The organism is Jiella flava, from assembly GCF_017349315.1.
GTDB classification, from domain to species: Bacteria; Pseudomonadota; Alphaproteobacteria; order Rhizobiales; family Rhizobiaceae; genus Jiella; species Jiella flava.
In genome coordinates, this window is sequence record NZ_JAFMPP010000005.1 from 200,328 (window position 1) to 223,329 (window position 23,002).

At 64.4% G+C, this 23,002-nt stretch carries 19 protein-coding genes; 15 read left to right on the forward strand and 4 right to left on the reverse strand.

The genetic code is table 11. The features are described from left to right. Positions 1-261: 261 nt before the first annotated feature. On the forward strand, positions 262-1,725 hold the full coding sequence (locus J1C48_RS08155) for an aldehyde dehydrogenase family protein (RefSeq protein ID WP_207257327.1): 1,464 nt from the start codon (positions 262-264) through the stop codon (positions 1,723-1,725). 98 nt (positions 1,726-1,823) lie between these two features. On the opposite strand, the gene J1C48_RS08160 is transcribed toward J1C48_RS08155, so the two are convergent. Next, positions 1,824-3,101 (reverse strand): NAD(P)/FAD-dependent oxidoreductase, encoded by a 1,278-nt coding sequence (locus tag J1C48_RS08160; RefSeq protein ID WP_207257328.1) that lies wholly within the window; start codon positions 3,099-3,101, stop codon positions 1,824-1,826. 4 nt (positions 3,102-3,105) lie between these two features. Next, a complete protein-coding gene (locus J1C48_RS08165) occupies positions 3,106-3,774 on the reverse strand; it encodes a haloacid dehalogenase type II (RefSeq protein ID WP_207257388.1) in 669 nt (222 codons plus the stop codon). Between the two features lie 230 nt (positions 3,775-4,004). On the opposite strand from J1C48_RS08165, the gene argE reads away from it, so the two are divergent. The 9 genes from argE to J1C48_RS08210 all read left to right on the forward strand — a co-directional run bounded on the left by argE (position 4,005) and on the right by J1C48_RS08210 (position 14,689). Next, positions 4,005-5,150, forward strand: a complete 1,146-nt coding sequence (argE, locus tag J1C48_RS08170) for an acetylornithine deacetylase (protein WP_207257329.1) — start codon at positions 4,005-4,007, stop codon at positions 5,148-5,150. Between the two features lie 121 nt (positions 5,151-5,271). Continuing rightward, complete coding sequence (locus tag J1C48_RS08175; RefSeq protein ID WP_207257330.1) at positions 5,272-6,144, forward strand: GNAT family N-acetyltransferase; 873 nt, start codon at positions 5,272-5,274, stop codon at positions 6,142-6,144. Between the two features lie 20 nt (positions 6,145-6,164). Then, the gene (locus J1C48_RS08180) at positions 6,165-7,544 is read left to right on the forward strand and encodes an aspartate aminotransferase family protein (protein ID WP_207257331.1); all 1,380 of its coding nucleotides are present in this window, start codon (positions 6,165-6,167) and stop codon (positions 7,542-7,544) included. 5 nt (positions 7,545-7,549) lie between these two features. Continuing rightward, a complete protein-coding gene (locus J1C48_RS08185) occupies positions 7,550-8,479 on the forward strand; it encodes an NAD(P)-dependent oxidoreductase (protein WP_207257332.1) in 930 nt (309 codons plus the stop codon). A gap of 264 nt (positions 8,480-8,743) precedes the next feature. Then, a complete protein-coding gene (locus tag J1C48_RS08190) occupies positions 8,744-9,451 on the forward strand; it encodes an HAD-IA family hydrolase (RefSeq protein ID WP_231081875.1) in 708 nt (235 codons plus the stop codon). A 53-nt stretch (positions 9,452-9,504) separates the two neighbouring features. After that, positions 9,505-11,118: an ABC transporter substrate-binding protein gene (locus J1C48_RS08195; protein ID WP_207257333.1), complete on the forward strand. Its 1,614-nt coding sequence runs from the start codon at positions 9,505-9,507 to the stop codon at positions 11,116-11,118. A gap of 72 nt (positions 11,119-11,190) precedes the next feature. Continuing rightward, a complete protein-coding gene (locus J1C48_RS08200; protein ID WP_207257334.1) occupies positions 11,191-12,147 on the forward strand; it encodes an ABC transporter permease in 957 nt (318 codons plus the stop codon). Further along, the gene (locus J1C48_RS08205) at positions 12,144-12,986 is read left to right on the forward strand and encodes an ABC transporter permease (RefSeq protein WP_207257335.1); all 843 of its coding nucleotides are present in this window, start codon (positions 12,144-12,146) and stop codon (positions 12,984-12,986) included. The genes J1C48_RS08200 and J1C48_RS08205 overlap by 4 nt, the downstream gene beginning before the upstream one ends. Then, positions 12,986-14,689, forward strand: a complete 1,704-nt coding sequence (locus J1C48_RS08210) for an ABC transporter ATP-binding protein (protein ID WP_207257336.1) — start codon at positions 12,986-12,988, stop codon at positions 14,687-14,689. The genes J1C48_RS08205 and J1C48_RS08210 overlap by 1 nt, the downstream gene beginning before the upstream one ends. Here J1C48_RS08210 and J1C48_RS08215 read toward each other — a convergent pair. Next, positions 14,686-15,174 (reverse strand): Lrp/AsnC family transcriptional regulator, encoded by a 489-nt coding sequence (locus tag J1C48_RS08215; RefSeq protein WP_207257337.1) that lies wholly within the window; start codon positions 15,172-15,174, stop codon positions 14,686-14,688. The genes J1C48_RS08210 and J1C48_RS08215 overlap by 4 nt on opposite strands. On the opposite strand from J1C48_RS08215, the gene J1C48_RS08220 reads away from it, so the two are divergent. Continuing rightward, a complete protein-coding gene (locus J1C48_RS08220; RefSeq protein ID WP_207257338.1) occupies positions 15,161-15,373 on the forward strand; it encodes a hypothetical protein in 213 nt (70 codons plus the stop codon). The genes J1C48_RS08215 and J1C48_RS08220 overlap by 14 nt on opposite strands. Positions 15,374-15,393: 20 nt before the next feature. Further along, positions 15,394-16,719 (forward strand): NAD(P)/FAD-dependent oxidoreductase, encoded by a 1,326-nt coding sequence (locus J1C48_RS08225; protein ID WP_207257339.1) that lies wholly within the window; start codon positions 15,394-15,396, stop codon positions 16,717-16,719. Between the two features lie 10 nt (positions 16,720-16,729). Here the strand turns inward: J1C48_RS08225 and J1C48_RS08230 are convergent, their stop codons facing one another. Further along, positions 16,730-17,839: an NAD(P)/FAD-dependent oxidoreductase gene (locus tag J1C48_RS08230; RefSeq protein WP_207257340.1), complete on the reverse strand. Its 1,110-nt coding sequence runs from the start codon at positions 17,837-17,839 to the stop codon at positions 16,730-16,732. Positions 17,840-17,971: 132 nt separating this feature from the next. On the opposite strand from J1C48_RS08230, the gene J1C48_RS08235 reads away from it, so the two are divergent. The 3 genes from J1C48_RS08235 to J1C48_RS08245 all read left to right on the forward strand — a co-directional run bounded on the left by J1C48_RS08235 (position 17,972) and on the right by J1C48_RS08245 (position 22,999). After that, positions 17,972-18,868 (forward strand): LysR family transcriptional regulator, encoded by an 897-nt coding sequence (locus tag J1C48_RS08235; RefSeq protein ID WP_207257341.1) that lies wholly within the window; start codon positions 17,972-17,974, stop codon positions 18,866-18,868. Between the two features lie 88 nt (positions 18,869-18,956). Next, positions 18,957-21,008, forward strand: coding sequence for a hydantoinase/oxoprolinase family protein (locus J1C48_RS08240; RefSeq protein WP_207257342.1), 2,052 nt, complete (start codon positions 18,957-18,959; stop codon positions 21,006-21,008). Further along, complete coding sequence (locus J1C48_RS08245; protein WP_207257343.1) at positions 21,005-22,999, forward strand: hydantoinase B/oxoprolinase family protein; 1,995 nt, start codon at positions 21,005-21,007, stop codon at positions 22,997-22,999. The genes J1C48_RS08240 and J1C48_RS08245 overlap by 4 nt, the downstream gene beginning before the upstream one ends. Positions 23,000-23,002 lie beyond the last annotated feature (3 nt).

The window sequence follows — 23,002 nt, forward strand, 5'->3', positions numbered from 1 at the left end:
ATCTCAAACCGCCTCGGGACCCTTCGACTGGCGTTTGTAGCGCATCCCTGATCGTTGGGACCGAGACGAGCAGCGCCGATCCGGGTCGCAACCCACCCGGATCGGCGCGCAGAGTTTGACGTCCCGCCGCGTTACAATAGATCACGGGCGGCGGTATCGGCGAACGATTATGCCAAGCCTGATGAGCCTTCGCGATCTGCTGTCGCGACGCCGAGGTTAAGATCGGACATGATCGCGATCTCTGCGAGGAAGGCCGCATTTATGTCCCTCAGTTTCGATCCTTCGGCCGTCGATCTGCCCATCGGGCATCACATCGGCGGCCGCTTCGTCGCCAGCGCCGCGGAGCTGCCCGTTTGTCGTCCGTCCGACGGCGTTACGCAGGCTGGCTGCCCCGTTGGCGATGCGGACGTCGTCGACCAAGCCGTGACGGCGGCCAAGACGGCGTTGAAGGCCAGCGGCTGGTCGCGGCTTCGCCCGCGCGATCGAATCAAGGCGCTGCATCGCTGGGCCGATCTCATTCAGTCCGAGGCGGCCTGGCTCGGGCGGATGGAAAGCGTCGTCTCGACCCGGCCGATCGGACAGTCGATTTCCGGGGACGTCGCGATCACCGCCGAGCAGATCCGCTTCTTTGCGGAATTTGCCGACAAAGAGGGCGGAACGGTCGCCCCCACCGCGTCCGACAAGCTCGGCATGATCGAAAGTGAGCCCTTCGGCGTCGTCGGGGCCATCACCCCATGGAACTTTCCGATCTCGATGGCCGGATGGAAGTTCGGGCCGGCCCTTGCGGCGGGCAATGCCGTGGTTCTCAAGCCGTCGGAGATGACGCCCTTCACGGCGGTGGCACTGGCCGAGCTTGCGGTGCGCGCCGGGCTGCCGGACGGTCTCGTCAACGTCGTCCTCGGCGACGGTGCGACCACCGGCACCGCGCTGACCGGCCATCCCGGCATCGCCAAGGTTTCGTTCACCGGCTCAACGGCGGCCGGCGCCGCCATCATGGCGAATGTCGCCCGCACCGGCATCAAGCCGATGACGCTCGAACTGGGTGGCAAGAGCCCGCAGGTCGTTTTCGCCGACGCCGATCTCGATCTGGCCGCCGATTGTATCGCGCGCGGGATCCTGGCCAATGCCGGGCAAGTCTGCGTGGCAGGATCACGGGTCATCGTCGAGGCCTCCGCCTTTGATGGCTTGGCCGAGCGGCTGATGTCCCGTTTCGCGGCGATCGCGCCGGGACCGACCTGGGACGAGGCATCCGCCTATTCGCCGATCATTTCGGCAAAGCAGCTGGCCCGGATCGAGAGCATCGTCCGGGCTGCGCAGGAGCGTGGGGCCGAGATTGTAACCGGTGGAGAAAGGCTCGAGCGTCCCGGCACCTTTTTCGCGCCGACCTTGATTACCGGCGTGTCGCCGGACTCGCCGGCCGTAACCGAAGAGATTTTCGGACCTGTCCTGACGCTGCAAGCCTTTGCCGATGAAGCCGAGGCGATTGCCCTGGCCGACCATCCGACCTATGGCCTTTGTGCCGGCGTCTATACCCGGGATCTGTCCCGCGCGATCCGGATCACCCGGGCCATTGAAGCGGGGACGGTCTGGGTCAATCGCTACGGCCGCTCCGCCGATCACATCCTGCCGACCGGCGGCTATAAGGGCTCTGGGCTCGGCAAGGATCTCGGACGGGACGCCTATCGCGCCAACCGCCGAACGAAATCGGTGCTGATTGACCTTTGATCGAGGGACGGGCGACGGCCAGCAAAGCCGACCGGATCGCGGACTTTCCCGGCCGCCTGCTTGGTTCCGGCCGCTCCCCACTGTCTGCTGGGCGGGGGTTATTGAATGCGGTCGAGCATGCGGTAATAGAGACCGACGATCGGCAGGAACCACGGCTTTCCCGCATAGCCGGGCACCGCGTCGAAACGCATCCCCGCCAACGGATTGGGGGTCGGCTTGCCGGCGATGATCTCGCCCATGATCGCGCCGAGATGGGTGGAAAGCTGTGCGCCGTGGCCGGAATAGCCCATGGCGTAGACGACGCCGTCGGCCTCGCCGGCTCGCGGAAAGCGATCCTTGGTCATGCCGACGAGCCCGCCCCAGCAATAGTCGATCGCGATCCCGGCAAGGTGCGGGAAGATGTCCGCCAGGCTGCGCTGCAGGATGCGGCCGCAGCTTTCGTCGGAGGTCGCATCCGAGACGGCCGAGAAGCGCGCTCTGCCGCCGAAGATCAGCCGATTATCGGGCGATAGGCGAAAATAATTGCCGATATTCATCGAGGTGACGCAGGTCCGGTTGCCCGGCATCGTCGCGGCGACCTCTTGCGCGGTCAGCGGCCGCGTCGCCACGACGAAGCTGCCGACCGGAATGATCCGGCGCCGAAAATGGGCGAAAGGTCCCTCGGTATAGGCGTCAGTCGCCAGAAAGACGGTCTTGGCCGACAGGCTTCCGCGCGGTGTCTTTAGCTGCCAGCCAGCGCCGATGCGGTCGCGTTGCTGAACGGGCGCGTTTTCAAAGATGATGGCGCCATGCCGGCTTGCCGCCTCGGCCATGCCGGTGACGAAGCGGCCCATATGCACCATGGCGCTCTTTTGGGAGAGCATCGCGCCATGAAAAGCGCGGGAGCCCACCTCGCTGGGCAAATCGGCGGCTGTCAGAAGGGCGGTCTGCGGGTCGATCTCGCGATTGACCGCTTCGAAATTTCGGGCGATCGCCTCGAAATGCTTCGGCTTGGAGGCGAGCTTCAGCTTGCCCGCACGGCGAAAGTCGCAGGCAATGTCTTCCTCGCGGACGAGCCGTTCGATCGTATCGACGGAATCGTCGAGAAGCCGGTAGAGCGCCTTCGCCCGCGTCTCGCCGAGCTGCGCTTTGGCGGCGAGATAGCTGTGGGCGAGCCCGTTGTTCAGATGGCCGCCGTTTCGCCCCGAAGCGCCGTATCCGACATGGCGCGCTTCGAGAAGCACGACCCTGGCACCTTCTTTGGCGAGTGTGCGAGCTGCCGACAGTCCGGTGAAGCCGCCGCCGACCACCGCCACGTCGAAGTCGCCCTCGACCGGTTCTGACGCCGCGCCTGCAAAGCGCGGGGCGGTCTCGTGCCAGTAGGATTTCAGTTCCATGGCGTTACAGGCCGACAACGGCGGGCAGGCCGGAAATGTCGGCGATCTCGACATATCCGTAATAGGGATTGGCCGGCTCGTGGCCGCGATTGACCCACACCTTGTTCGTGATGCCGAGGTCGTGAGCCGACATCAGATCGTAGCGGAAGGACGATGAGCAGTGGAGCACGTCCTGGGGGCCGCAGCCGAGCTGGTCGAACATGTATTCGAAAGCCTGGAAGCGCGGCTTGTAGGCATTGGCTTGCTGGGCCGTGAAGACATGGGCGAAGGGCGCGCCGAGCTTTTCGACATTCGACATGATCTGCTCGTCCATGGCGTTGGACAAAATGACGAGCGGGATCTCCATGGCGATTTTCGCAAGACCGGCCGGAACATCCGGATGCGGCCCCCAGCCGGGAACCGCGGTGTAGAACTGGCGGGCCTCGCTTTCGTCAAAGGTGACGCCGTTTCGCCGGCACGTTCGCTCGACGGCGTTGCACAGTACCTGATCGTAGGGCTTCCAGTCGCCCATGATCTCGTCCAGCCGATAGGCGGCGAAATTTCGGATGAACCGTTCGAGGGTGTCTGGCGCGAGGCGTGACGCGTAGATCTGGCGTGCCGTCTCGGCCATCTGAAAGTTGGTGAGGGTGCCGTAGCAGTCGAAGGTAATGAATTGGGGGCGGAACACGGGAATCTGGCCTCTGATGTGTTTGACGTCCGGTTGCCCGAGAAATGCCGGGCGACGTAACGGAGATGGTAGCGCTCCGATCTATCGCGCTTTGTGGTCTTCGCCGGGGCGGTGAAAGCAGATTCTTTCGAATGAGCGGGACACGACGGCAATGGCTGCCGATCGTTTCGCGGCAGTCTGTGGGGGGCCGCCGGGCGAGCGGACCGTCGCATCCGCAGAATGGACGAAAATTCCCGATGAATCCGCAATCCATGCTGTCCAACCTCGTCGCCTTCGCTTCGGTCGTCGGCACGCCGAATGGTGGGCTGATCGATTTCATTCGCGATTTCCTGGCCGGTCATGGCGTGCCCTCCGTGATCGTCGGCGGGCCGGAGGGCGATCGCTTCAATCTCTTTGCGACCCTCGGACCGGTCAACGTGCCGGGCTACATTCTGTCCGCTCATACGGACGTGGTGCCGGCGACAGAACCGGCCTGGAAGGGCGATCCATTCCATTTGCGGGCGATCGATGACCGTCTGATCGGACGCGGCGCGGTGGACATGAAGGGCTTTGTGGCGGCAGTTCTGTCCGCCGTGCCGCAGCTGGTCTGCATGGATCTGGAGCGGCCGATCCACATCGCGCTGTCCTATGACGAGGAGGCGGGCTGCCGCGGCGTGCCGCATCTGATCGAGAAGCTGCCGACGCTCTGCGCGCCGCCGGTCGGCTGCATCGTCGGCGAACCGTCCGGGCTGGTTCCGGTTCTCAGGCACAAGGGGAAGGCGGCGTTGCGGATCGCCGCCAAAGGGCTGTCTGGACACAGTTCGCGGCCCGATCTCGGACAGAACGCGATCCACGCCCTCTTGCCGACGCTCGGCGCGGTCGCGCGTGAAGCCGAGCGGCAGGGGCAGGAAGGGCCGATGGACGCGCATTTCGCGCCGCCCTACTCGACGCTGCAGATCGGCAGGATTGCCGGCGGCGAGGCGCTCAACATCATCCCGGACACGGCGATCGCCGAAATTGAGGCGCGGGCGATCGCCGGTGTCGACCCGCTGGAGCTCTTGAACCCGGCCTTGCGGCTCGTCGAAAACGATGAGCGTCTTTCGGCACAGGTGATCGCCTCCTATCCGGGACTTTCAATGACGGAGGATCATCCCCTCGCGCGGTTTATCGAGGGGCTTTCCGGCAACGCGCCGCTGGCTGCCGTCAGCTACGGCACGGAAGCTGGCCTCTATCAACAGGCCGGCATTCCCGCGATCGTCTGCGGCCCGGGCGACATCGCCCGAGCCCACAAGCCGGAGGAATACATCACGACCGCGGAATTGCACGGGGCCCAGACGATGGTGCTTCGTCTCGGCCGTGCGCTTTCAGCCGGCAAGACTGCGTTCGCATCCGGCAGGGTCTGATGAGCATCGTTCTGCATTGGGAACATCCTGCGGCCATAGGGCGGCATCGCGGGCCAATATCCCGTCGCGGCCGAAGCACAATGCATGGTCTCCGCATGCGTTCATATGACAGGCAGGCACGATGAATTCGATCGAAACCGCGCCACCGGCGCCGCATCTCCTTCCGTTCACCGTTGCCCTCATTCCCGATGCCGTCAGGCTTTCGGCGAAGGAAGGCTGGCCGCATCGGCCCGAGGACTGGGAGCTGATTGCCGCCATTTCTGACGGCGTTGTCGCATCCCAAGGCGCGCGGATCGTCGGCACGGCGTTTGCGACGCCGTTCGGCAAGACGGTGGCGATGATCAACATGATCATCGTCGATGAATCGATGCGGGGTCGGGGGCTCGGCCGACGGCTGGTCGAGCATGTCATGGCGGCCGGCGGCGACCGCGAGATGCGGCTCGTTGCGACGCAGTCGGGCCTGGCGCTCTACGAGAAGCTGGGCTTCGTCAGAACCGGACAGATTCTCCAGCATCAAGGCAAGGCGGTGGCCGTTCCCGCCCCAAAGGAGACGGCCGACGCGCGCGCCGATGATTGGGACGCCATTGCCGCGCTCGACCGTCTGGCCTGTCGTGCCGACCGGCACAGGCTGTTCGAGCGGCTTCGGGCGATCGGGGAGGCGGTTGTCCTGCGCGACGATCGCGGGCAGGTCACAGGCTTTGCCCTTTGCCGACCCTTCGGTCGCGGTGTCGTCATCGGGCCCGTCGTGGCGCGCGACGGCGAGGCCGCCAAGCGTCTGATCGCCGCCCATCTTCACCGCCATGCCGGCGCTTTCGTGCGCGTCGACACCCCGGCGACAAGCGGTCTTGCGCCGTGGCTCGCCGACCATGCGCTCAGCCCGGTCGGGGGCGGCATCACGATGACCTTTCGCGGGGCGGCTGCCATCGAGGAGGCCGCGCGAAAGGCACCGGACGATATCCAAACCTTTGCCCTTGCCGCTCAGGCTCTCGGCTGACATTTCCAAAAGGACGCCACATGATTTCCAATTCGCTCGTCGAACTCGATCGCCAGCACCTCATTCATCCGCTCAGCTCCTTTCGCGGCCATGAGCGCGACGGTGTGCGCGTCATCCAGTCGGCCAAGGGGGCGACCCTCACCGACGTAATGGGGCATCGCCTGCTGGATGGCTTTGCCGGGCTTTGGTGCGTGAATGCCGGCTACGGCCAGGAGAGTATCGTCGAGGCTGCGGCCGAGCAGATGCGTCGTCTGCCTTATGCGACAGGTTACTTCGATCTCGGCTCGGAACCAGCGATCCGGCTCGCCTCGCAACTTGCCGAACGGGCGCCCGGTGATCTCGATCACGTCTATTTCACCCTCGGTGGTTCGGATGCCGTGGACAGCACGGTCCGCTTCATCCGCTACTACAATCATGCCCGCGGGATGCCCGAAAAGGATCAGTTCATCTCACTGGCACAGGGGTTTCACGGGTCGTCGACGGTGGGTGCCGGGCTGACCGCCCTGCCGGGCTTTCACGCCGGCTTCGGCGTGCCTTTCGATTGGCAGCACAAGATTTCGTCCCATTACGTCTATCGCAACCCGGTTGGACCGGATCCGGACGCGATCATCGCGGCGTCGCTCGCGGAATTGCGGGCCAAGGTCGACGAACTCGGAGCGGAGAGGGTCGCGGCATTTTATGCTGAGCCAATCCAGGGCTCGGGCGGGGTTCTGGTACCGCCGCCGGGCTGGATGAAGGCCATGGCCGAGGCCTGCCGAGAGCTTGAAATCTTATTCGTCGTCGACGAAGTCATCACCGGCTTTGGCCGCACCGGCCCCATCTTCGCCTCGAGCGAGGAGGACATCGTGCCAGATTTCATCACGGTGGCGAAAGGCCTGACCTCGGGCTACGCGCCGCTTGGCGCCGTGCTGATGGCCGATCACGTCTACCAGGTCATCGCCGAGGGCGCCGGCGACGGCCTGATCGGCCACGGTTACACCTATTCCGGCCATCCGGTGAGCGCTGCCGTCGGGCTGGAGGTGTTGCGTCTTTACGACGATGGCTTGCTGGAAAACGGCCGGCGGGCCGGCGAGCGGCTGATGGCGGGCCTGCACGGCCTGGCCGATCATCCGCTGGTCGGGGATGTGCGCGGGCGCGGCATGCTGGCGGCGGTCGAACTCGTGACCGACAAGGCTGCGAAGACGCCGTTGCCGGCGGCCAGCCAGCCCTCGAAGCGCATCTTCGACCGCGCCTATCGCAACGGTCTGATCATCCGGGCCTTCGGCAATGGCGGGCTCGGCTTCGCGCCGCCGCTCTGCTGCAGCCTGGGTGAGATCGATGAAATGGTGGAGCGAGCACGGCGGGTTCTCGATGAGACGCTGGACGATCCGGACATCCGCGCGGCGATGAAGGGGGACTGAGGGGCGTGGCGCTGCTCTATCTTTCCAGCGCCGAACGCGCCGAAGTCTGGCGCCCGATCTTCGATCGCGACCTGCCGGATGTGCCGTTCATCGACGGCGAGGCGCAGGTCGTGGATGCCGGCGCCGTCCGCTACATCGCTGCCTGGACGCTGCCTGAGAACGTCTTGGCGCGCTATCCGAATGTCGAGATGATTGTGTCGGTCGGCGCGGGGGTCGACCAGTTCGATCTCGCCCACCTGCCGGATCATGTGATGGTGGCGCGGGCGGTGACGTCGAGCATCGCCGAGATGATGCGCGACTATGTCGTTCTCGCGGTGCTCGCGATGCATCGGGAGTTGCCGTGCTACCTGGAACAGCAACGGAGCCGGATCTGGAAAAGCCGGCCCGTCGCGCTGGCGAAAAACCGCCGCGTCGGGATCATGGGGCTCGGCCAATTGGGCAGGGCGGCGCTCGACGCGCTTCGAGCCTTCGGCTTTCCTCTGGCCGGCTGGTCGCGCTCGGCCCACCAGATCGCCGGCGTCGAAACCTTTGCGGGGAAAGAGGGGCTTGCCCCGTTCCTGGCGCGCACGGATATCCTTGTCTGCCTCCTGCCGCTGACCGACGAGACCTGCAACATTCTCGATGCCACACTGTTTGCAGCCTTGCCGGCGGGGGCCTGTCTCGTCCATGCCGGCCGTGGCCGGCAGCTCGATCACGAGGCGCTTCTCGCCGCGCTCGACGATGGCCGGCTGGCGGCGGCATATCTCGACGTGACCGAGCCCGAGCCCTTGCCTGTCGATCATCCGTTCTGGACGCATCCGTCGGTCGTCCTCACCCCTCATGTCGCGACGATCACCGATTTCGCGGAAGGCGCGTATTCAGCGATCGCCAGCATTCGGGGCCATCGTGCCGGGGCGGCCATCCGCGGGATCGTCGACCGGTCCCAGGGCTATTGAGGCTGCCGAGGAATCTTCCGCCATAAGCGCAATTTCGAAACAAGATGCTGCCGCAGCGGTCTGTTTTGATTTTTCATGGGTCGCGGGCCTGCGAAAGTCTTGTGCACCGGATTTTTTGCCCAGGCATTGTGCGGAGCGGAATGCCGCGTGCGGTGCGCAAACGATGTCCTGCCGCCGTCTTGCGATGGCCCGCATGACAGGTGAGGGCATGCGACCATGCTGCGCATGCTTCGGCTCGCGGCGCCAAGGATTGGAGATCGGACTTTGCCAGCCACATTGACCAGCTTCAAGGTTCTGACATTCGATGTCGTCGGCACGCTGATCGACTTTGAGGCCGGGTTGACGGCTGGGCTCGCTGCGATTGCTGCGGAGCACGGCGTCGATTTCGACGCAGAAGCGGCGCTGGCGATCTACGGCGAAGCGCGACGGGACGCCGAGGCCGGCAAGTTTCCCGACGACGTTGCCCGCTGTTACGGCAAGATCGCGGCGCATTTTGCGCTTCCGGTGAGCCCTGAGCTCGGCGCCCGGATGGTCGAAGCGGTCGCCGCTGCGCCGGCCTTTCCCGACAGCGTTGCGAGCCTGGCATCGCTGAAAAAGCGTTATCGTCTCGTCGCCATGACGAACGCACAGCGCTGGGCCTTCGAGCGCTTCTCCAGCGCCCTCGGCGATCCGTTCTGGAAAAGCTACACCACCGACGATACCGGGGCGGAGAAGCCCGATCCGGCCTTTTTCGAACACGTCTTTGCCGATCTTGCGAAAGAGGGGATCGCGCAAGACGATATCCTGCATGTGGCACAGAGCCAGTACCACGACATTGGCATATCGCGGCAACTCGGGCTGACGAACTGCTGGATCGAACGGCGTCATGGCCGGGCCGGCTATGGCGGTACGATCGCGCCGGAACGGTTCACAAAACCGGATTTTCATTTCACGACGCTTGCCGCCCTCGCCGAAGAGGTCGACGGGCTTTGAGCCGTCTTTGCCATCAGCATCGCTGTAACTTCCTGACGAAAAGGGGTCGACGCATGAGCCATAAGACTGTGACGAACTGGACTGGTCGTGACGATGCGATGGTCGAGGAGGCCATCCGGCGCGGTGCGACGCGGCGCGACCTTCTCAAGCTTTTGATGGCGAGCGGCATTTCCGTCGCGGCCGGTGGTGCGATCATCGGCCGGGCGACACGGGCTTTCGCCGACACGCCGAAATCCGGCGGCTCGATGACGGCGGCGGGGTGGTCGTCCTCCACCGCTGACACGCTCGATCCCGCCAAAGCTTCGCTGTCGACCGACTATGTGCGCTGCTGCGCTTTTTACAATCGTCTGACCTTCCTTGGCGAGGACGGCAATGTCGCGATGGAACTTGCCGATAAGGTCGAGACGAGTGACGGCAAGAGCTGGACCGTCACGCTCAAGCCCGACGTGACATTCCATGACGGCAAGAAGCTGACCCCCGAGGATGTCGTCTTTTCGCTGAATCGGCTGAAGGACCCGGCGACCGGCTCGAAAGTCCAAGCCATCGCCAAGCAGTTCGCGAGCGTCAAGAAGGTCGACGCCAAGACCGTCGAAATCGTGCTCGAAGCTCCGAACGCCGATTTGCCGATTATCCTGGCGCTGCATCATTTCATGATCGTCGCCGACGGGACCACCGACTTTTCCAAGGGCAACGGAACCGGCGCCTTCAAATGCCAGACTTTCGAGCCCGGCGTTCGCTCCGTCGGCGTCAAGAATGAGAATTACTGGAAGCCCCAGCTTCCTCATCTCGACAGTTTCGAGTTCATCGCGATTTCGGACGATACGGCGCGGGTCAATGCGCTCCTGTCTGGCGATATCGCGCTTGCCGCCTCGATCAATCCACGCGCGCTGCGGCGCCTCGACAATGTCGGCGGCGTGACGGTGTCGAAGACGACCTCCGGCAACTACACCGATCTCAACGTCCGCCTGGATTTGTCGCCCGGCGATAAGGCCGGCTTCGTCGAGGGGCTGAAATATCTCGTCAATCGCGAGGTCATTCAGCGCTCGGTGATGCGCGATCTCGCCGTCATCGCCAATGATCAGCCCGTCTCACCGAACGACCGCTACTACAACAAGGATCTGAAGCCCAAGGCGCATGATCCCGAAAAGGCCAAACACCTGTTCAAGAAGGCGGGCCTTCTCGGTCAGTCGATTCCGATCGTCGCCTCCGATGCGGCGACGGCTTCGGTCGACATGGCGACGGTGGTCCAGCAGGCGGGCTCGGAAATCGGCATGCCCTTCGAGGTCAAGCGCGTTCCATCCGACGGCTACTGGTCGAAATACTGGCTGAAGGCTCCGGTGCATTTCGGCAACATCAACCCGCGGCCGACGCCGGACATTCTGTTCTCGCTCCTTTACGCCTCCGATGCGCCGTGGAACGAGAGCCAATATAAGTCGGAACGCTTTGACAAGATGCTCCTGGAGGCCCGGGGCATGTTGGACGACACCAAGCGCAAGGCCATCTACGGCGACATGCAGACGATGATTTCGGACGAGGCCGGCACGATCATTCCCGTCTGGATCTCCAATGTCGATGCCCTGTCGTCGAAGCTGAAGGGGCTGAAACCCAACCCGCTCGGCGGCATGATGGGCTATGCCTTTGCCGAATATGTCTGGCTCGACAGCTGAGAATGTGGATCTTGGATCGGGGGCTGTCGCGCCCGATCCGTGGGGCGTCAGGAGCAGAGGTGACATGCTGACATGAATGCCGTCGTCGCCCGACTGGTCGTCCAGCGCCTCGGGATCATGCTAATTTCGCTGTTGATCGTTGCCTTCGCGGTGTTTTTCGCGACTGAAATGCTACCCGGCGATGTGGCGCAGATTCTGCTCGGCCAATCGGCAACGCCTCAGGCGGTGGCGGCGCTGCGCACGGCGATGCATCTCGACCAACCGGCGATCCTGCGCTTCGTCTATTGGCTGGGGGGGCTTGTTTCCGGCGACCTTGGCCGATCCTATGCCAACAACATGGATGTCGCTGCCTTGATTTCCGGGCGGCTGACCAATTCCCTCCAACTCGCCGGGGTCACCACCCTGTTCTCGGTTCCGATCGCGCTTTGCCTTGGCATCACGGCCGCCATGTTCCGCGGCTCGCTCTACGACCGGATCGTTTCGATCGTCACCGTCTCGGTGATCTCGATCCCCGAATTCATGGTGGCAACGGTCGCTGTTCTGGTCTTTGCCGTCTATCTTCGCTGGCTGCCGGCGTTGTCGATCGCCGATCAGGTGCATGGCATCGGCGAGCTTCTGCGGATCTACGCCATGCCGGTGATCACCTTGAGCTTCGTGGTCTCGGCACAGATGATCCGCATGACCCGGGCGGCGGTGATCGACACCCTCAACACGCCCTATGTCGAAATGGCGCTTCTGAAGGGCGCTTCGCGGCGGCGGATGGTGTTGAGCCACGCATTGCCCAACGCGCTCGGGCCGATCGCGAACGCCGTGGCCCTGTCGCTTTCCTACCTTCTCGGTGGCGTGATCATCGTCGAAACGATCTTCAACTATCCGGGTGTCGCCAAGCTGATGGTCGACGCCGTCTCGACCCGGGATCTGCCATTGATTCAGTCCTGTGCGATGATTTTCTGCGTCTGCTATCTTCTTCTGATCCTGATCGCCGACGTCATTGCCATTATTTCCAATCCGAGGTTGCGCAATCGATGAGTTCGACCGTGTCGTCCGCGCGCGGGCTGGGCTTGCGCATAAACATCGTCGGCGCGATCGGTGCGGCGATCATCCTCTTCTGGGTGGCGGTGGCGATCCTCGCGCCGCTGATCGCGCCCTATCCGGTCGGCAAGATCGTGGCTTTCGACTATTTTCAGCCGATGTCCTCGTCCTTCTGGATGGGCACGGACTATTTGGGGCGCGACATGCTATCGCGCATCATGATGGGCGCGCGCTACACGGTCGGAATCTCGCTGGCCGGCGTCACGCTTGCCTGCTTTCTCGGTGTCACACTCGGCATGATCGCGGCGGTCGTGGGGGGCTGGTTCGACTTGATCCTGTCGCGTTTTCTCGATGCCTTCAACTCCATCCCCTCGCTGCTGTTCGGCCTCGTTATCGTCGCCGGGGTCGGCAGTTCGCTGACGGTGTTGATTGTCACCCTGGCGCTGATCTACGCGCCGGGGAGCTATCGCTTTGCCCGCGCCCTCGCCGTCAATGTCAACGCCATGGATTTCGTCACTGTCGCACGGGTTCGCGGCGAAGGGATCGTCTATATGGTCCGTGAGGAGATCTTCCCGAACATCATCGGTCCCGTCCTTGCCGATTTCGGATTGCGCTTCGTCTTTATCGTGCTGCTTCTGTCGGGCTTGTCCTTCCTCGGCCTGGGCGTCCAGCCGCCACAGGCCGACTGGGGGGCGCTCGTTCGCGAAAATCTGGACGGCCTGTCCTACGGCGCGCCGGCCGTGGTTTTCCCTTCGCTTGCCATCGCCAGCCTGACGATTTCGGTCAACATGCTGATCGACAATCTTCCCTATCGAATCCGCGACAGGGGCGAGTGATGAGCAACATTGTCGAGATCCGAAACCTGCGCGTCAAAGCGAAGACCGATTCCGGCCGGGTGGTGGAAATCATCAAGGGCGTCGATCTTGAGATCGCCAAGGGCGAGGTCGTTGCGCTGATCGGTGAAAGCGGCTCGGGCAAGACGACGATCGCGCTCACGTTGCTCGGTCATACCCGCAGCGGCTGCTCGATCGCCAGCGGCTCGGTGACGGTAGACGGCCGCGACACGGTCGCGATGAGCGAGGCGGAACGGCGCCGGTTTCGCGGCACGACGGTCGCCTATGTGCCGCAATCGGCGGCGGCCGCTTTCAACCCATCGAAGACGATTATGGATCAGGTGGTCGAGGTAGCCAGGATCCATGATCTCATGCCGGCCGCGGTGGCGCGTCAAAAGGCTGTCGAACTGTTCAGGGCCCTGGTCCTGCCGGATCCCGAGACGATTGGCGCGCGCTATCCTCATCAGGTTTCCGGCGGCCAGCTTCAGCGGCTTGCGGCGGCGATGGCGCTGATCGGCGATCCGCAGGTGATGGTGTTCGACGAGCCGACGACCGCCCTCGACGTCACCACCCAGATCGAGGTGCTGCGGGCCTTTAAGGCGGTGCTGCGCGACCGTGGGATGGCCGGCATCTACGTCTCGCACGATCTCGCCGTCGTCGCCCAGATCGCCGACCGCATCGTCGTTCTGAAGGACGGAGAGGTGCAGGAAGTCGGAACGACCGAGGCCGTCGTCAATCATCCCTCGCATGATTATACAAGGGCGCTGATCAGCGCCTTTCATCCGCAGGCGAAGTCGTCGCCGCCGAGCGACGCGGCCGCGCCAGCCGCCCCGATTTTGCAGGTCAAGAGCTTGATGGCCGGCTATGGCGCGATGGGTCAGGACGGCCTGCCGAAATATGTCGTCCTGAAGGATGTCGATCTCACCCTCGAGCGCGGTCGCAGCCTCGGGATCATCGGTGAATCGGGAAGCGGCAAGTCGACACTGGCAAGGGCGATCGCGGGGCTGCTGCCGCCCGCGGCCGGGCAGATCGAGATGAACGGCAAAGCGCTGGCCGGCGGTGTCAGGCAGCGCTCCAAGGAAGAGCTGCGCCGGTTGCAGATCGTCTTTCAGCTGGCCGATACCGCCCTCAATCCGAACAAGCCGGTCGGCGCGATCCTGGCGCGGCCTTTGTTCTTCTATCACGCCATGCGTGGGGCGGCGCGCGCAGCCGAGGTCGACCGCCTGCTGGATATGGTCCGGCTGCCCAAGGCTTTGAAATACCGTCTGCCGTCGGAGCTGTCTGGCGGCCAGAAGCAGCGGGTCAATTTTGCCCGGGCGCTAGCCGCCAAGCCCGACCTCATCTTATGCGACGAGATCACCTCGGCGCTTGACACGGTTGTCGCGGCCGCCGTGCTGGAATTGCTCGACGAATTACAGCGCGAGCTCGGCCTGACCTACATGTTCATCAGCCACGATCTTTCGACCGTCGAAGCGATCTGCGATCGCGTGGCGGTCATGTATGAGGGCGCGAAGGTCGAGGAAATGCCGACGAGCCGAATGAAATCGGGGGCCGAACATCCTTATTCGCGCCTGCTGATCTCTTCAGTTCCGCAGCTCGACACCGGCTGGCTCGATGGGCTCGACGACGACCCGCTCTTGAGGTCGGCGATGGCTGACCGACGAGCGGCGGAGCGCTGGGCGGTTGCCCGGCGCCAGCGCTCTTAGGCGGAGATGCGGTCGCCGAATAGGTTGTTCAGCGGCAGATGGGTCTTGATAAAGGGGGATTTGATCACCACGAAGCTGAAATACTTGTCGATGCCGACGTCCTGATCGAGCAGGTTCTCGATGATGGTCTGGTAGTGGACGATGCCGGCAGTGATGAATTTCAAAAGATAGTCGTAGCCACCGGAAACGAGATGGCATTCGACGCAGGCGTCGATCTTGCGCGCTGCCGCCTGAAACCGGTCGAAGTCGACATGCCGATGGTTCTTCAGCGTGACCTCGGTAAAGACCGTCAGGATTTCGCCGAGTTTGCCAATGTCGATCTGGGCCGAGTAGCCGGTGATGTAACCGGCCGCTTGCAGACGCTTCATGCGGGTCAGACATGGGCTGGGCGAAAGATTGACCAGCTCGGCGAGTTCCACATTGGTGATGCGGCCGTTCTTCTGCAGTTCGGAAAGAATTTTCACATCGATCATGTCGAGCTTCATGCGCGCGCTCGTCGTCACTGAGCTTTCTCCTGCAGCAGATTATTTGGTGAGCTTGAGCCGGATCGCCGCGACTCGCAAGCTGTCATCGCGCAACGGGGATGAAAATGAATTGCCGCGCCTGCCCGGCACGGCAGCAGATGCTGCCGAAGCCTTTGGTGATTGGTCATCCCAATACCCCGCCGTGGCGCTAGACTGCTGAGAGAACGTCAGGAGTCTTCCATGCCCGCGCCCTTGATCATCGTGCCGTCCAGCGAGACGCTGCCGGAAAGCGCTGATGTCGTCGTGATCGGCGGCGGTATCGTCGGCGTCTGCGCGGCCTATTTTCTGGCACGACGCGGGCTCAAAGTCGCGCTGGTCGAAAAAGGCCGGATCGGCGCGGAGCAATCCAGCCGAAACTGGGGGTGGTGTCGCCAACAAAATCGTGACGCTCGCGAATTGCCGCTGGCTACCCAAAGCCTTGCGCTTTGGGAGGAGATGGCGGCGGATCTCGATGAGGATTTGGGCTTTCGCCGATGCGGCCTGCTTTATCTCTCCAACGACGAGGCGGAGATCGCGGGGTGGGCGAGGTGGCGGGACTTTGCCCTCACCCAGGGCGTGACGACCCATATGCTGAGCGCCGCCGAGGCGAGCGAAAGAGGCGCCGCGACGGGCATGCGCTGGAAAGGCGGCGTCTTTTCCCCGAGCGACGGGATCGCCGATCCAGCCCGAGCGGCGCCCTTGATCGGCCGGGGCATCGTCGCGCATGGCAGCACGATCCATCAGTTCTGCGCGGCGCGGGGCATCGAGACCGAAGGCGGGACGGTCAGCGCCGTCGTCACCGAGCACGGCAGCATCCGCACGCGGCAGGTCGTGATGGCGGGAGGAGCCTGGGCGTCCTCCTTCTGCCGGCAACTGGGCATCGTCTTTCCGCAGTCTTCGGTGCGCTCGTCGATCCTGTCGCTGATGCCGGGCGCACGCGGCATCCCCGACGCGCTGCATACGGCGCGGGTTTCCGTCACCCGCCGGGGCGACGGCGGCCATACCCTCGCCATTTCCGGTCGGGCGCATGTCGATCCCACCATCCAGCAGCTTCGCTTCGCGCGCAGCTTCGTCCCGATGTTCGCCAAACGTTGGCGCATCCTGAAGCCGGGCAATCTCTCCGCTCTTTCGGCCGGGCACGAGAGCCGGCGTGGTTGGGCTCTCGACAAGCCGACCCCGATGGAGCGCATGCGTGTTCTCGATCCCAAGCCCTCGCGCCGGGTGATCGAGGACATCCTTTTGCGGGCCCGCCAGCTTTTGCCCGCGCTGACGACGATCCCGCTGCAGGCGAGCTGGGCCGGCTATATCGATTCGACGCCGGACGGCGTACCGGTCATCGATCCGGCGGCCGGGCCGGGCGGCTTTCTGCTTGCGGCCGGCTTTTCGGGCCATGGCTTCGGCATCGGTCCGGGCGCCGGGCGTCTCATCGCTGATCTCATCACGGGCGAAGAGCCGGCGGTAGCCTATGGGCAATATGTCTTATCGCGCTTTCGGCGTCGCGATTTTGGCAAGGTCGCCGACTTCTGAACGGACCGCGTCAGCCCGCAAAACGGGCGATCGAGAAGGGCTCGATCGAGGTTTCGCTCCTGCCGGTGGTGATCAGCTCGGCCATCACGTCGCCGACACCAGGGCCGAGCTGGAAGCCATGACCGCAGAAGCCGAATGCATGAAACAGGCCGGGCGTCGTCTGGCTGGGCCCCATGACCGGCAGCATGTCGCGGCTATAGCCCTCGCAGGCGGCCCATGTGCGGATGACCTTCAGCGGGGCGAGTGCCGGGCAGAGCCGCTCGATCAGCGGCAACTGGGCGAGTGTCCGCGCGGGGTCCGCATGGGCGTCGCCGGGGTCGAGGGCGGCGGGCGCGCGAAGGCCGCCGCCAAAGATGATATTGCCGCCTTCGATCTGCCGAAAATAGGCGCTTTCGGTCGCGATCCGGGACCATAGGCCGACGACCGGGGGGATCCGCTGGGCCAGCGGCTCGGTCATGCCCATCTGCGGTCCGTATGGCTCAAGCGGAACCGGCTCGCCGAAGCGTTCGGCAAGACGCGCTCCCCAGGCCCCCGCGGCGTTGACGACGACGTCGGCCGCAATCGCGCCGGCCGGCGTCTCAACGCAAAATCCGTGCGCCGTCTGGCGGATCGCGTCGACCGGAGTGTTCTCAAGGATGTTTGCGCCGAGCCGGGCGGCCGCCCGCGCGAAGGCGGGGGCGACGAGCGGGGGATTGGCCGATGCGTCCTGCGGCGAGAGGGACGCGGCGATCGCCGAGGATCCCGCCCATGGGAAGCGACGGCGCAGCTCGTTGAGGTCGAACAGTTCGAGCGTCAGGCCCCATGGCTCGGCATCTTTCGCGTAGGTCTCCATGTCGCTGACCGAATCGACATCGAAGACCAAGCGAAGATGGCCGGTCACGCGAAATTCGAGATTTTCGCCAAGCAGCCTTTCAGCGTCGCCCCAAAGCGCGCGCGAATGATGAGCGAGGGGCAGTTGTGGCAGAAATCGACCCTGGCGGCGGATATTGCCGAAACTCGCCCCGGTCGCGGCCCGGCCGACCTGGTGCCGCTCGATCAAGGTCGAGTGGATCCCGCGACGGGCCAGATAGAAGGCCGTCGTTGTGCCCATCAAACCACCGCCAATGATGACGACTTGCATACCAGCCTCTTCTCACTGATTCCCATGGACCAGCCTGCCGAGCGCAGGTTCCGCTGTCCAATTGCGGTTGCGTCCTTTCTCATAAGGGCGCCTTATGCCGCAATGTCATTGCGATGAGGCTGGAGAAGCGCCATGCGGGCACGTCAGCTCGAGGTTTTTTGTGCCGTCATGCGGACGGGAACCGTGACCGAAGCCGCTGCGACGCTGAATACCTCGCAGCCGGCTCTCAGCCAGATCCTGTTGCATGCGGAAGACGAACTCGGCTTCCGCCTGTTCGAGCGGGTTAAGGGCCGTCTCGTTCCGACACCGGCCGCAGAAGAGCTTTACCCTGAGGCCGAGCGGGTCTTTGCGGAGCTCGACGCGCTGCGCCGCCGCACCGAGGACATGCGGAAGGGGCGGGTGGGGCTGGTCCGCCTCGGATCCTCCGCGCCGCCGGCCATGAGCCTGATCCCGGGGGCGATGCGGCGGTTTCGCGCCGATCGTCCCGATGTGACGGTCCGCTCGATGATCGCGCCGGTCGAGGTTCTCGGCCCCATGCTGCTCGCCGGCGACGTGGAGATCGCCGTGGCCATGGACGATACGCCCCGACCCGGCCTCAATTGCGAAACCGTCGGCCGCTCCGGTCTCGTCTGCATCATGCCCGAAGGCCATCGGCTCACCCGCTGCGCGACCGTGGACCTCCAGGCCTTGCAGGATTGGCCGCTGATCTCCTACCGTCCGTCCTCGCGACCCGGCCGCGACCTCAGCCGGATGGCGGCCGCAGCCGGACGCAGCTATCGGCCGGACATCGAGATCGACGTCTCCTTGTCGGCCGTCACCTTCGTTCAAGAGAACCTCGGTGTGGCACTGGTCGATGGCCTTTTGCCGTGGCGCCAGTTCAAAGGCATCCAAGCGCGGCCTTTTGCATCGGACTTCGATCTTCCGGTGGCGCTGCTGACGCGCGCCGACCGGGCGCTGTCGCCGGCGTCGGACCGGCTGCGCACCCATTTGCGCGACGTTTGCGCGGCGCTTCTTGGATCCGCTCCATAAGTTCAGCCTATGCGATGCGGTCTCATCCGACTTGGACATCCGCCGATGCGCGTCGGCAACATCGCGGCGAGTTTGCAAAGGCGGTGTGATGAGCTGGAAGATCGGCGTCGATATCGGCGGAACCTTCATCGATTTCTGTGCGCTTGAACAGAAGACGCAGCGCTTGGTGACCCTCAAGGTCCTGACGACCCCGGACGACCCGGGCCGGGAGCTGCTTGCGGGGATCGACCGGCTGGCCGAGCGGGAGGGTATCGCGCCGGAAGCGGTCGACACCTTCGTTCATGGAACCACCGTCGGGATCAACACGGTGATCCAGCGCAAGGGCGCCCGCCTCGCCATGATCACCAATCGCGGCTTCGAGGACGTCGTCGAATTGGCGCGCTTGCGGCTGCCGGACATGTATTCCTTGTTCTGCAGCCAACCCGATCCGCTGATTTCGCGCGACATGATCTTCGGCATTTCCGGTCGTATGCTCGCCGACGGCGGGGAGGGGGCGCCGATCGACCTGTCGGAGTTGCCGGCGATCGTCGAGGCGGCGAGGGCCAAGGGCGCCGAGGGCTTCGTCGTCGCGCTGCTGCATTCCTATGTGGCGCCAGCCCATGAGCGGGCGGTGCGGTCCGAATTGCGGCGTTTGGCGCCGGATCTCTTCGCCTTCGCGTCCTGCGACGTCTGGCCGGTGATCCGCGAATATGAGCGGTCGGTGACGACGATCCTCAACGGTTACGTTCATCCCCGCGTCGCCCGCTATGTCGATGGACTGGAAGCGGCTCTCGCCACGCGCAAGGTTCCGGCGCGCCCGCTGCTCACCAAGTCGAACGGCGGCCTGATGAATGCCGCCGAGGGCAAGACGGCCTGCGTCAACATGCTGCTTTCCGGCACCGCCTCTGGGGTGATCGGCGCGGCCTATCTCGCAAGGCAGGCCGGCATCAAGAACGTCCTGACGCTCGACATCGGCGGCACCTCGGCGGATCTCGCCTTGATCATCGACGGCGAGCCGCAATTTGGCACCGGTGAGCCTGTCGGCGAATTTCCCCTCTATATTCCGTCCGTCTCGGTCAGTTCGATCGGGATCGGGGGCGGCTCGATCGCGCAGGTGGACGAATTCGGGGTTTTGAAGGTCGGACCGCAAAGTGCCGGCTCTGTGCCCGGACCCGCCTGTTACGGGCGCGGCGGCCAGGACGCGACGATCACCGACGCCATGGCCGTCCTCGGCCATATCGGTCAGCTTCCGATGGCCTATGGCCAGCTAACCGTCGACCGGGAGCGGGCGAACGCGGCCGTCGGCTTGCTTGCGCAGCGCCTTGGAAAGAGCCTCGAGGACACGGCCGAGTCGATCCTGCGGATCGCCGTCTCCGAGATGTTCGTCGAGGTCGAGAAGCTGGTGTCGCGTCATGGCGTCGATCTGGCGGATTTCACCTTGATGCCGTTTGGCGGCGGCGGCCCGATGCTTGGCTGCTTCCTGGCCAAGGAAATCGGCGTCTCCCGTATCGTCGCGCCGCGGCGTCCGGGTGTCGTCAGCGCGCTGGGCGGGCTCGTGGCGGATCTGAAGGGCGACTTTATCCGCACTGTCCTTTGCCCTTGCGATGACGAGGCTCTGGCGGGCCTGCGCGGGCACTTGCACGATCTGACGGCCGAAGGGGAGGCGTGGCTGCGCGACGGGCAGGGGTTTGAGGGCTCGATTCGAACAGTGCTTTCCGCGGATATGCGCTATGCGGGGCAGTCCTTCGAGATCGAGGTTGCGCTCGAACGGGACTGGATCGTGCGCGGCGACATCGCTGCCATTCGCCGGGCCTACCACCACCGCCATCTGTCGGTTTACGACTTCGACGATCCCGCCGGTGCCATCGAGGTGGTGAATCTGCGGCTGGTCGCGATCGGTGAGGGGGATCGTGTCAGCTTCGCAGCGGTGCCGCAAATCCCGAATGTCCCGGAGCCGGCGCTCAGCGTTGAAATCCATCTCGATGGCGCAGCGCGACCGGTTCCGCTCTATCGCCGGGAGGCGCTGGACGCTGGTGCGTGCTTTTCGGGTCCGGCGATCGTCGCGCAGGAGGACACGACGCTCGCCATTCCGTTCGGATTTGCGGCCCATGTGGACGGGTTTCTCAACATCCATCTCGAAGTGCAGGAGCCGACAGAATGATCGATGTCGTCACGCTTCAGGTCCTCGCCAACCACAGCCGCGCCGCGAGTGAAAATATGGCGCGGACGTTGTTTCGCACCGCGCATTCGGCCTTCGTCAAGGAAACCCAGGACTTCACCGTGATGCTGCTCGATCCGGCCGGGCGAACCTTCGCGGTTCCTCTGGATCTGGGCGCGACTTGGTATCCGGGGCTCACTTATGACCGAGCCATCGCGATGGTCGAGGATTACCGGCCGGGGGACGTCGCCTTCACCAACGATCCCTATAGCGGCTATCTCGCCACCCATGCGCCCGACACCCATCTGTGGAAGCCGATTTTTCACGCCGGCAAGATCATCGCCTATGCCGCCGGCCATATCCATAACACCGACATGGGCGGCGCCGTGCCCGCATCGCTGTCGCGCTCGCTGACGGAGATCTATCAGGAGGGATTGCGCTTTGCGCCGATGAAGCTTTTGCGAGACGGCGTCTTTGACGATCAGATCCTCTCCATCATGGCGACGAATGTGCGCAAGCCCGATCTCAACATCGGCGACATCAAGGCGCTGGTGGGCGCGCTCAATACCGGCGAGCGCAAGGTGCTTGCCATGGTCGAAAAATTCGGCCTCGCGGCCTTCGAGGACGGTCTGAAGGGGCTGCTGGATTATGCCGAGGCCCAGGCCAGGAGCGTTCTTTCAGACATTCCTGACGGGCGCTACGTCTTTTCCGACTATGCCGATGAGGACAGCATCGAGGGCAATCCCTGCCGGCTGCATCTGACCCTGACCATCGACAAGGACGAGGCGGTGCTCGACTTCACCGGCTCGGACCCGCAGCTTGCCTCCAGCCTCAACGTGCCGACCGGTGGCGATCCGCGCCACACCCTGCTGCTCGTCGGCGTCTATTACGTCCTCTCCACGCTGAAGCCGGGCATTCTGCTCAATCAGGGCCTGACGCGGCCCTTCACCTGCATCGCGCCCGAAGGCACGGTCCTTAATCCGCAATTCCCCGCCGCCGTCGGCATGCGTAGCCTCACCTGCGCAAGGCTGCGCTCGGTGATCTTCGGTGCGTTTTCGCAGGCTGTGCCGGAGCGCATGCCCGCCGCGCCCGCCGGCAACAACTGCATCGTCAACGTCATGACCACCGACGAACGTCGCAAGCGGACGATTATCGCGGCGGTGAACCCAGTCGTCGGCGGTGGCGGCGCGATGCCGCATCGCGACGGCACTAACGGCTCGGGGGCGGACGCGGCCTATCTGAAAAACACTCCGATCGAGATTACGGAGGCCGAGACGCCGATTCAGTTTGTTCGCTATGGCCTGAAGCCGGACAGCGGCGGAGCCGGGCGCTGGCGTGGCGGTCTGGCCACCGAGATGGCGTTCAAGGTGTTTGCGCCGGACAGCCGCATTACCGCCCGCAACCGCGACCGTTCGCTGTTTCGGCCCTGGGGCGTTCTTGGCGGCCGTGCGGCGGGCCTGTCCGACATGGTGGTCAATCCCGGTGAGCCCCACGAACGGCGCCTCGGAAACACCGACATCGCCGTTCTCCAGCCGGGGGATGTCCTGTCGATCCACTCGGCCGGCGGCGGCGGGCGCGGCGATCCGTACGACCGCGAGCCATGGCGCGTCGCCCTCGATGTCGCGCGCGGCTATATCGGCGAACAGGCCGCCCGCGACGATTATGGCGTGGTGATCCGCAACGGCCTCGTCGACGAGGCCGCGAGCCAGGCGTTGCGCGCGCAACGGGCGGGCGGCCGGACAACGGCGCATTTCCACTTTGGGCCGGAGCGGGACAGCTTTGAGCAAAGCTGGACCATGGATGCCTATGAGGCGCTGACGCAAATCCTCATGGCATTACCGGTTCATTGGCGCTTTTTCGTCAAGACCGAGATCTTCGCGGCCCGGCGCCAAGGCGGCGGTGCGGCAATGCCGGTGGGCGAGGCGTTCGAGATCATCCGCCGGCGATTCCCGCAGATTCCGCCGATCACAGCGCCCGCCTCATCCGCTCGCTGAGCG